Below are 9,651 nucleotides of genomic sequence, written 5' to 3' on the forward strand. Positions count from 1 at the left end.
GTCAGAAGCGGACGACCGCGGCGCCCCAGGTGAAGCCGCCGCCCATCGCCTCGAGCACGACGATCTCGCCCTGGCGGACCCGGCCGTCGCGCACCGCGACGTCGAGCGCGAGCGGCACCGAGGCCGCCGAGGTGTTGGCGTGGCGATCGACGGTGACAACGATCTTGTCGGGCGACAGGCCGAGCTTGCGACTGGTCGCGTCGAGGATGCGGGCATTGGCCTGATGCGGCACCACCCAGTCGACATCGGCCGAGGTCAGCCCGGCGATGACCAATGTCTCCTCCAGCACCGCGGCGAGATTGACGACGGCGTGGCGGAACACCTCGCGGCCCTTCATGCGCAGCTTGCCGACGGTGCCGGTGGTCGACGGGCCGCCGTCGACATAGAGCAGATCGTTGTGGCGGCCGTCGGCGTGGAGCTTGGTGGCGAGGATGCCGCGGCCGGTCGCGGCGTCGCTCTCCTGGCCTTCGAGCACGATCGCGCCGGCGCCGTCGCCGAACAGCACCGCGGTGGTGCGATCCTCCCAGTCGAGGATGCGGCTGAACGTCTCGGCGCCGATCACCAGAGCGCGGCGATGCACGCCGGTGCGCAGCATCGAATCGGCGACCTGCACCGCATAGAGGAAGCCCGAGCAGACCGCGGCGACGTCGAAGGCGACGCAATCGTCGATGCCGAGCATCGCCTGCACCTTAGTGGCGGTCGCCGGAAAGGTCTGGTCGGGGGTGGCGGTGGCGAGGACGATCAGGTCGATGTCGGCGGCGGCGACGCCGGCCGAATTGAGCGCGGCGCGGCAGGCGTCGGCGGCGAGCGTCGCGGTCGTCTCGTGCGGACCGGCAATGTGGCGGAAGCGGATGCCGGTGCGCTCGACGATCCAGGCGTCGCTGGTGTCGAGCTGCTGTTCCAGATCGGCGTTGGACACGCGCCGCTCGGGCAGCGCCGAGCCGGTGCCGAGGACGACCGAACGGATCATGCGGCTTTCTTCTCGAAATTGCCGAGATCGTCGGCGATGCGGCGGGTCAGGTCGGCGCGGACCATCTTGGCGGCATTGCCGATCGCGGTGGCGACGCCGCGCTCGTTGGCGCTGCCGTGGCTCTTCACGACGATGCCGTTGAGGCCGAGGAAGACCGCGCCATTGTGATTGTTGGGATCGAGGTGATCGCGCAGCAGCTCGGTTGCCGGACGCGAGATCAGGAAGCCGACCTTCGAGCGGACCGACGAGCTGAACGCGCGCTTGAGCAGGTCGGCGACGAAGCGCGCGGTGCCCTCGGCGGTCTTGAGCGCGATATTGCCGGCGAAGCCGTCGCAGACGATCACGTCGTGATTGCCGCGGGCGAGCTGGTTGCCCTCGACGAAGCCGGTGAAGGTCAGCGGCAGATGCGTCTGCCCTTTCAGCACCGCGGCGGCATCGCGGATCTCGTCGGTGCCCTTCTGGTCCTCGCTGCCGATGTTGAGCAGCGCGACACGGGGGCTGTCGAGATCCATGATCGTCCGCGCGTAGGCGGCACCCATGACGGCGAACTGGACGAGGTTGCGCGCATCCACCTCGGTATTGGCACCGAGATCGAGCATCACGACGTCATTGTCGCCGAGCGTCGGCAAGGGCGCGGCGAGCGCCGGCCGGTCGATGCCGGGCAGGGTGCGCAGCGCGAGCTTGGCCATCGCCATCAGCGCGCCGGTATTGCCCGACGAGACGGCGGCGCCGGCACGACCCTGTTTCACCAGATCGATGGCGATACCCATCGAGGTCGTCTTGGCGCGGCGGATCGCCTGGCTCGGCTTGTCGCTCGAACCGACGGTCTCGGGGGCGTGGACGATCTCGCTATGCTGGCTGAGGTTGGGATGGCTCTTCAGCTCTTCCGCAACCTTGGCCTCGTCGCCCACCAGGAAGAAGCGCATGCCTTCATACCGCCGGCGGGCGGCAGCCACGCCGGCGAGCATGACCGCCAGCCCTTCGTCGCCGCCCATCGCATCGACGGCGATCCAGGAAGTGTCGGGCATGTTCAGCGCTTATCCGGATGGGAGGGGAGGGGCTCAGCCCTCGACCGAGACGATCTCGCGGCCGTTATAGTGGCCGCAAGCGGTGCACAGATTGTGCGGACGCTTGAGCTCGCCACAGTTCGGGCACTCCTGGAACGATTCGATGCTGAGCGAATCGTGGCTGCGACGCATGCCGCGCTTGGAGGGAGAGGTCTTTCGCTTGGGGACGGCCATTTCGGCACCTTGTTCTAGAAATCGGCTTACGGAAAACCGATGAGCCCGACGGGCCGCCCGGGCAACCGACGAAACGCCGGCCGCTGGACGCCACCGACAACCGGACGCATCGCGAAGCGGGGGCCTATAGCGAATTTCCGCACCGGCGCAAGCTTCGGCGCACCGCACCCTCGGGATCCGGCTGTGTCCCCGCCGCCACAGGCTCCACCCATTCTGGTCCGAATCCGCTCCGACCGCTGTTGCTAAGTGCCCGAAAGGTATAACAACTCGCTCAGCCGTCAAAGAATGGCAGACGTATTTAGGGGAGACATGATGCGCACCGACCATGTTGGTATTCGCGCCCTGCTGCTCGCAGGTGCTGCGACCTTGCCTTTCGCCGCCGCGGCACAGACGGTGCCGGGCGACCAGCCCACCACGCAGGGCGCCACCCAGACGGACACGCAGGCCGGCACGCCCGCCGCTGCGACGGCCCCGGCCGAAGCGAACGACGATCTCCAGGATATTGTCGTCACCGGCCAGACCACCCGCGACCGCCCGCTGATCACCTCGTCCGCCGACATCACCTATGCGACGCGCGAGGCGATCGACCGGCGTGCGCCGCGCTCGACCGCGGACATGCTCGAACTGGTCCCGGGCATCTTCGTCGAGGCGACCGCGGGCGAGTCGTCGAACAATTATTCCGTCCGCGGCCTGCAGGGCGGCGGCCAGCGCTTCGTCCAGCTCGAGGAAGACGGCATGCCGATCCTCTATGGCGGCGGCGGTGCCGACTTCTTCTTCCAGCAGGACCTGACGATCGACCGGCTCGAGGCGGTCAAGGGCGGTTCGTCGGGCGTGCTGACCGTCAACGGCGCCGGCGCGACGATCAACTTCATTTCCAAGCGCCCGAATTTCAAGGAATTCGAGGGCGCGGTCCGTCTCACCGGCTTCAACTACGGGCTCAAGCGCGCGGATTTCTATTATTCGGCGCCGCTCGCCGACAATCTGGCGTTCAACTTCGGCGGCTATGTGCAAAGCAGCCCCGGCGTGCGCCGCAACCCGTTCGACTATGCCGGCTATCGGATCAAGGGCGCACTCGAATACCGGCTGCCCGGTGGCGGATCGATTCGCCTGTCCGGCCGCCGCGGCGATATCGAGACCGCTTATTACGCATCGGCGCCGTATCGCTACGACAATGGCGACCCCGCCAGTATTCCCGGCTTCAACATCCAGAAAGACAATATCGGCGGCGACGCCTTCACCTCGATCAACGTGCCGGTATCGACCTTCGCGCATCCCAGCGGCTACCGGCCGTTCCGCTATCGCGACGGCATCCGCTCGCTCTACAATCAGGCGCGGCTCGATATCGACGTGCCGGTGTCGGAGACGATCAGCCTGTTCGCGCGCTCGCGCTACATCGATTACAAATACGATTTCAACGGCCTGTTCCCGGGGTCGGGGACGGGCAATGCCGGCCTCGCCAGCGCGGTCGACTATCTGACCCCAGATCCGGCACGCTCGCCGATCATCGACGTGCTGCGTGCCGGCTTCGCCGCTTTCCCCGCCACCACCCGTTTCGGCATCCGCAACCTGCGCACCGGCGTGGTGCTCGGCTCGGACCAAACCGCGGCGCTCAACGCGCTCAACGGCAACGGCTTCCTCCAGCGCACGACGCTCAACCACGATGCCGTCCACGGCAAGGATTTCGGCAGCAACATCGGCGCGCGCTGGGAAACGCAATTCGGCGCGATCAAGAACTCGCTGACCGTCGGCGGCATGTATTACAACGTCAAACGCAGCCAGGATCAGTCGGCGACGGCCAGCGTCGTCAACGACGTCAAGAACAACAGCGACATCTACGACATCGTCGCGCTGAACGGCGCCAATGCGGTGATCGGTACGCTGACCGACAGCGGCCTCGTCTCTTACGGCGATTGGGGCAACGGCATCCGCGAGCGCAAGGACGAAACCGTCTCGCTCTATGCCAATGACGAAATCGCGCTCGGCGATCATCTGCGCATCGACGGCGGCATCCGCTGGGAACGCGACACCGCGACCGCGTTCGACGGTGTGTCGGCGGCGACCAACCAGGCGGTGCCGGCCAGCCAGGGCGGCGTGATCCGCACCGTCGGGCCGACCTTCAACGGCCAATATGCCCCGACCAACGTCAGCCGGACGGGCACCGACGGCAAGCTCAGCCAGTCGAAGATCGCCTGGACGGTCGGCGCCAACTATCTCTTCACGCCGAACTTCTCGATCTACGCGCGCTATGCCGACGGCTTCCAGACCAACAACATCGATCCGATCACGACGATCAAGCTCTACGAAGCGGGGCTGCGTTATCAATACGGCCGTTTGTTCACCGGATCGGTGACGGTGTTCCGCACCAATTTCGACGACCAGAATTATAATTTCGCCAATCCCGCCAATCCGGCGGTGCAGCAGAACATCAACGCCGATCTGCGCACCAAGGGTGTCGAGGTCGACGTGCTGGTGCGGCCGATCCGCTGGTTCTCGGTCGATTTCCAGGGCGTGTTCCAGGACCCGAAACTGGTCAACCTCCAGCTCGATGGTGTCACCGACCCGGGCTATGCCGGCAACCGTCCCGAACGGACGCCCGCGTCGCTATGGACCGTCACCCCGGCGATCCAATTGCCCAACGGGCTCGGCGAAATCTTCGGCCGCTACAAATATATCGGCAAGATCTTCGCCGACGCCGGCAACGGCGTCGCGCTGCCGAGTTATGGCGTGACCAGCGCCGGGGTGACGCTCAACGTCACCGAGAAGCTGCAGGTGGCGGTGAATGCGGAGAACATCTTCAACGTCGTCGGCCTGACCGAGGGCAATCCGCGCCAGGGGCAGACGCAGGCGATCACCGACGGCTATTTCTACGCCCGCGGCATCGTCGGCCCGACCTATGGCGGATCGGTGACGTTCCGCTTCTGACCGGGCAGACGCCTATCGCCGGGATGATGAGGTGCGACCGGCTTCTCCAGAAGATCCGTCACCCCGGACTGGTTCCGGGGTCCACGGGAGCGCTGGAGAACGATGTCGCATCAATCCTTCTCTCTCGCCGCGGAGTGGACACGGACCGAGTCGAGGCCTTTGCGAAAGTCCGCGATGCTTGTGGATCAGCACAGTGTTCCTGCGGAAGCAGGAACCCAGGGCCAAGCAGGACAACGTCTCATGGCGTTCGGGACTCCTGGGCTCCTGCTTTCGCAGGAGCACGGAGCGACTTTCGGGGGGGCGAACGGGTCGGGTGTGACGGCGTGGACGTCAAAGGGGATCGACCCCGCTTGGGGTCATAGACGATAGTCCATGTGGGATCACGAAAGCGGGGCGGGCCAACGATCGGTTCGAACGATGGCGTCAGCCCCATCGAGGAGTGGTGAGATGAAGACCCTGATATTGGCGCTGCTCGCCGGCGCGGCGATCGGCGGCGCGACATGGGCGGGGGCGCAGCAACGGTCCGCGCCCGAACTCGCCTATCAGGTCACCGAGGGGCAGAACCTCAACGCGTTCCTGCGCGATGGTCCGGTCGCGGCGCATCTGCTGCTCCGCAACGGCAGCGATCCGCGCATCCTCGTCGCTTTCCCGGCGGGCAACAGCGGCGTCGGATTGTGGTTCGAGCCGCTTGCCCGTCCCGCGACATGGCGGCTCGAACAACCGCCGCGCGCCGCCTCGGCCCCCGGTGTCGCCGGGCCGCAGCCGGCGATCGTCGCGGTCGCCAGCATCGACGCGCCGCGGCTGCGGATCAAACAGGCGGTGCTGTCGAGCGTCCGCTTCCTGCGCGACTATCAGTCGGTCGGCCGTTTTCCCGAGGCTTTGGCCGTCGATCCGGTCGTGACGGGCGACACGATCACTTGGCGCCGGGCACGGCTCGACGGCGCGCCGGGCTATCTGCTGCAGGTCCGCGTGCGCGCGGGCCGGATCGCCGACGGGGCGATCACCGCCGCACCCGGCCAGCCGATCCGGCTGGAGATCACCGCGTCCAGCGGCGAGACGCCCTTGCACGGGCTGACGCCGGCCGAGTTGCTCAACGCCAAGGCCGCCGCCGATCCGGTCGCGCGCAACGCGCTGCGCTTCCTCAGCTACCGCGAGAAGTTCCTCGCCGGTTCGTGGCGGTTTCAGACCTATTTCGGCCGCGACACCTTGATGTCGCTGCGCCTGCTGATGCCGGTCCTGCAACCGCGCGCGATCGAGGCGGGGCTGGGCTCGGTGCTGGCGCGGCTCGACTCGTCGGGCGACGTGGCGCATGAAGAGGGGATCGGCGAGTTCGCGGTGGTCGATCGTCGCCAGCACGGCGGCAGCGGCGATGCCGCCGTGCTCGATTATGCGATGATCGACGACGATTACATGCTCGCGCCGGTGGCGGCGAGCTATCTGCTCGACCGCGGCGACCGCGCCGCGGCGCAGCGCTTCCTCGCCGCCCGACTGGTCGACGAGGGCATTCCCGGCAAGACCGAACCGGCTGGCGCCGCCTTGGTCCGCAACCTCCGCTTCGTCGTCGCGCATGCGCGACCGTTCGCCGCGACGCCCGCCGTCGATCAGTTGATCGGCCTCAAGCAAGGCCGGATGACCGGCCAGTGGCGCGACAGCGAAGAGGGGCTGGGAAGGGGGCGCTATCCCTATGACGTCAATGCGGTGTTCGTGCCCGCCGCACTCGATGCGGCGGCGCGGCTGCTCGCCGCCGGGCTGCTCGACCCGTATCTGGCGGGCGATGATCGCGCGATGCTCGCATCGGCGAGCGCCACGGCGCAGGTTTGGCGCCGGCGCGTGCCGGACCTGTTCCGTGTCACGATCCCCGCTGCCGACGCGGCGGCGCGGGTGCGCGGCTATGCGCAGGGCCTCGGCATCCCCGCCGCGCCGGCGCTCGCCGCGCTCGGCGGCAAGCCGCTCGTCTTCCACGCCATCGCGCTCGCCGCCGACGGCAAGCCGGTGCCAATCGTCCATTCTGACGAGGGCTTCGCGTTGCTGTTCGCCACCCCGTCGGCCGCCGATCTCGATACCTATGTCGACGCTGCGATGCGGCCGTTCCCGGCCGGGCTGATGACCGATATCGGCCTGCTCGTCGCCAATGCCGCGCAGGCCGACGCCGCGACGCAGGCGCGGTTCACCCCCGCGGCTTATCATGGCGCGGTGGTCTGGTCGTGGCAGCAGGCGCTGTTCGCCGCCGGCCTCGAACGGCAATTGGCGCGGACCGACCTGCCGCCGGCGACGCGTAGCCGGCTGACGGAGGCGCAGGCGCGGCTATGGCGCGCGATCCAGGCGACGCGCGCGACGCAGAGCTCGGAACTCTGGTCTTGGGCCTTCGCCGACGGCCGCTATGCCGTCGTCCCGTTCGGCGCGGGCAAGCAGGACGTCGATGAATCGAATGCGGCGCAATTGTGGAGCACCGTCTACCTCGCCGTCCAGCCGCCGCGGGTCAGCCCGGCGCCAGGAACGCAGTGATCGTGAGCCGGCCGCGCGTGGGATCGTCGCTCAGCACCGCATCGGGGGCGATCGCACCGCTGTGGAGCAACGCGCTGCGATAAAGGACGGCGCGATTGTAGCGCGCCTCGACCAGCGCGATCCGCTCGAACAGCGGCGTCGATCCGTGGATATAGGCCGGGGCGGGCACGCCGCCGTGACGCAGTTCGGCGTCGAGCTGCTCGAAATAGATCGGCGCGCGGGCACGATCGAGCCGCTCGAACCCGGTGCTGCGATGCCGGTAGAATGCGGTGCCGTCGCCGCCGTCGGGGTCGAGATAATGGACCAGGGCGATCCGGCGGGGATCAACGGCATCGACGTGCGGCAGGCGCTGCGGCAGCGTCAGTCGCGCGGGCGGCGTGGTGACCAGGGCATAGCTCGAATCGAGCAGCGCCAGCGCACCGTCATGATTGAACACCCCGGCGAGCGCGCGGGTCAGCGCCGGTCGCACCGCGGCGAAATAGGTGGCGGGCAGGCTGGCGCGCAGGCCGGGATAATGGTGGCGGCCGGGCTCGAAGGGCGCGGTTGCGGCATGGCTGCGCAACGCATCGGGATCGGGGTGGAAGCCGTCGATGATCGCGATCGGCTCCGCCTCGTTGCCGATGCGGCGCGCAACGATGTCCGGCGGCGTCACGACGGCGTGCCGATCATCTGCGCCAGCACCGCGTCGTGCATGGGCAGTGTCGGCACAGCCCGCGCAATGACGTCGGCGATCTGCTGGACCTGCGCGCGATTGGCAGCCGGATCGATCGCATCGGCGAGCGGATTATAACCCTGCGCCTTGATTCCCTGGCCATCGAGCACCGCAAGCCAGCTCGCCTCGCGGAACAATTCGTCTGGATCGAGGATCAGCCGTCCCGATCGTCGATATTGCGCGATCCGCTCGCGCAGGCCGTCGGGAAGGGACATCGCTCGGCAATGACGCCAGAGCGGCTCTTCGCGGCCGGTCGCATGGTAATGGAGGATCAGGAAATCCTTGATCCCGTCCATATCGCGCGCGAACGTCGTGTTGAAGCGTGACGCCAGCGCCGGATCGCAATCGCGATCGGGGAACAGCGTCAGCAATTTGGCGATGCCGCTCTGGATCAGATGGATGCTGGTCGATTCGAGCGGTTCAAGGAAGCCAGACGACAGGCCGATCGCCACGACGTTGTCGCGCCACGGCCGGCGCCGCATGCCTGCCTTGAAGCGCAGCAGCCGCGGCTCGGCCAAGGGCTCGCCGTCGAGATTGGCCAGCAACGTCGCGATGGCGGCATCATCGCTGCACTGATCGCTGGCATAGACATAGCCGTTCCCGATCCGATGCTGCAGCGGAATGCGCCACTGCCAGCCGGCGGCACGGGCGGTGGATCGGGTGTAGGGCGTGGTGGGGGCGACCCGTGCGCAGGGCACGGCCACGGCGCGGTCGCAGGGCAGCCAGTGCGACCAGTCCTCGAAAGGTTCGCCGACGACGTCGTCGATCAGCAGCGCGCGAAAGCCGGAGCAATCGATGAAGAGATCGCCTTCCAGCCGCTCGCCCCGCGACGTGGTCAAAGCGCTGACGAAGCCGGTGTCCGGGTGGCGCTCCACAGTATTTAGCCGGCCTTCGACGCGTGTCACGCCGCGAGTCTCGCTTACCCGACGCAGATAGGCCGCATAGAGGCCGGCGTCGAAATGATAGGCGTAACCGAGGCTCGACAGGATCGACCGCGCATCGCCGCTCGGCCGCGCGAACCGGTTCTCGTCGGCGAGTCGTTCCGCCAGCGACAGGGCGCCGAGCGGCAGCGCGAGGCCGTTGGTCGCCGCCTTCAGCCAGCGATGATGGAAGGCGACGCCGGGCAACGCCGCGCCATAGTGACCGAAAGGATGGAAATAGCGGTGACCCGGCGCGCGCCAATCGACGAACGCGATGCCGAGCTTGAACGTCGCCTTGGTCGCCCGCAGGAAGTCGGCTTCGTCGAGCCCGACCAGCGAATTGAACCAGTGGATCGTCGGAATCGTCGCTTCACCCACCCC

The 9,651-nt window shown here is 67.6% G+C and carries 7 protein-coding genes (1 of these 7 running past the window's edge); 2 read left to right on the forward strand and 5 right to left on the reverse strand.

The window, feature by feature from the left end:
* Position 1: 1 nt before the first annotated feature.
* From MC45_RS17565 to rpmF, 3 genes are read right to left on the reverse strand one after another with little or no spacing between them, the layout of a single operon-like run.
* Positions 2 to 970, reverse strand: a complete 969-nt coding sequence (locus MC45_RS17565; protein ID WP_038665976.1) for a beta-ketoacyl-ACP synthase III — start codon at positions 968 to 970, stop codon at positions 2 to 4.
* Positions 967 to 1,998 (reverse strand): phosphate acyltransferase PlsX, encoded by a 1,032-nt coding sequence (gene plsX, locus MC45_RS17570; protein WP_038665979.1) that lies wholly within the window; start codon positions 1,996 to 1,998, stop codon positions 967 to 969. The genes MC45_RS17565 and plsX overlap by 4 nt, the downstream gene beginning before the upstream one ends.
* A 33-nt stretch (positions 1,999 to 2,031) precedes the next feature.
* A complete protein-coding gene (gene rpmF, locus MC45_RS17575; protein WP_037532429.1) occupies positions 2,032 to 2,211 on the reverse strand; it encodes a 50S ribosomal protein L32 in 180 nt (59 codons plus the stop codon).
* A gap of 309 nt (positions 2,212 to 2,520) precedes the next feature.
* Between rpmF and MC45_RS17580 the strand changes: the two genes are divergently transcribed.
* Together MC45_RS17580 and MC45_RS17585 are read left to right on the forward strand one after the other, a co-directional pair.
* Complete coding sequence (locus tag MC45_RS17580) at positions 2,521 to 5,133, forward strand: TonB-dependent receptor (protein ID WP_245640773.1); 2,613 nt, start codon at positions 2,521 to 2,523, stop codon at positions 5,131 to 5,133.
* 447 nt (positions 5,134 to 5,580) lie between these two features.
* Complete coding sequence (locus MC45_RS17585) at positions 5,581 to 7,638, forward strand: hypothetical protein (RefSeq protein WP_038665982.1); 2,058 nt, start codon at positions 5,581 to 5,583, stop codon at positions 7,636 to 7,638.
* Here MC45_RS17585 and MC45_RS17590 read toward each other — a convergent pair.
* Together MC45_RS17590 and MC45_RS17595 are read right to left on the reverse strand one after the other, a co-directional pair.
* Complete coding sequence (locus MC45_RS17590; protein WP_038665985.1) at positions 7,613 to 8,290, reverse strand: DUF6445 family protein; 678 nt, start codon at positions 8,288 to 8,290, stop codon at positions 7,613 to 7,615. The two genes, MC45_RS17585 and MC45_RS17590, sit on opposite strands and share 26 nt — an antisense overlap.
* Positions 8,287 to 9,651 carry the 3' portion of a tryptophan halogenase family protein gene (locus tag MC45_RS17595; protein WP_038665988.1) on the reverse strand. 138 nt of this gene lie beyond the right edge of the window, so 1,365 of the gene's 1,503 nt are visible here — the last part of the coding sequence; the start codon falls outside the window, past its right edge; the stop codon is at positions 8,287 to 8,289. The genes MC45_RS17590 and MC45_RS17595 overlap by 4 nt, the downstream gene beginning before the upstream one ends.

This window comes from Sphingomonas taxi (assembly GCF_000764535.1).
Lineage (GTDB): Bacteria > Pseudomonadota > Alphaproteobacteria > Sphingomonadales > Sphingomonadaceae > Sphingomonas > Sphingomonas taxi.

What these genes read in the sequence shown, in the direction of transcription:
- MC45_RS17565 (WP_038665976.1), bottom strand. Translation starts at nt 970, where the DNA reads ATGATCCGTTCGGTCGTCCTCGGCACCGGCTCGGCGCTGCCCGAGCGG.
- rpmF (WP_037532429.1), bottom strand. Translation starts at nt 2,211, where the DNA reads ATGGCCGTCCCCAAGCGAAAGACCTCTCCCTCCAAGCGCGGCATGCGT.
- MC45_RS17580 (WP_245640773.1), top strand. Translation starts at nt 2,521, where the DNA reads ATGATGCGCACCGACCATGTTGGTATTCGCGCCCTGCTGCTCGCAGGT.
- plsX (WP_038665979.1), bottom strand. Translation starts at nt 1,998, where the DNA reads ATGCCCGACACTTCCTGGATCGCCGTCGATGCGATGGGCGGCGACGAA.
- MC45_RS17585 (WP_038665982.1), top strand. Translation starts at nt 5,581, where the DNA reads ATGAAGACCCTGATATTGGCGCTGCTCGCCGGCGCGGCGATCGGCGGC.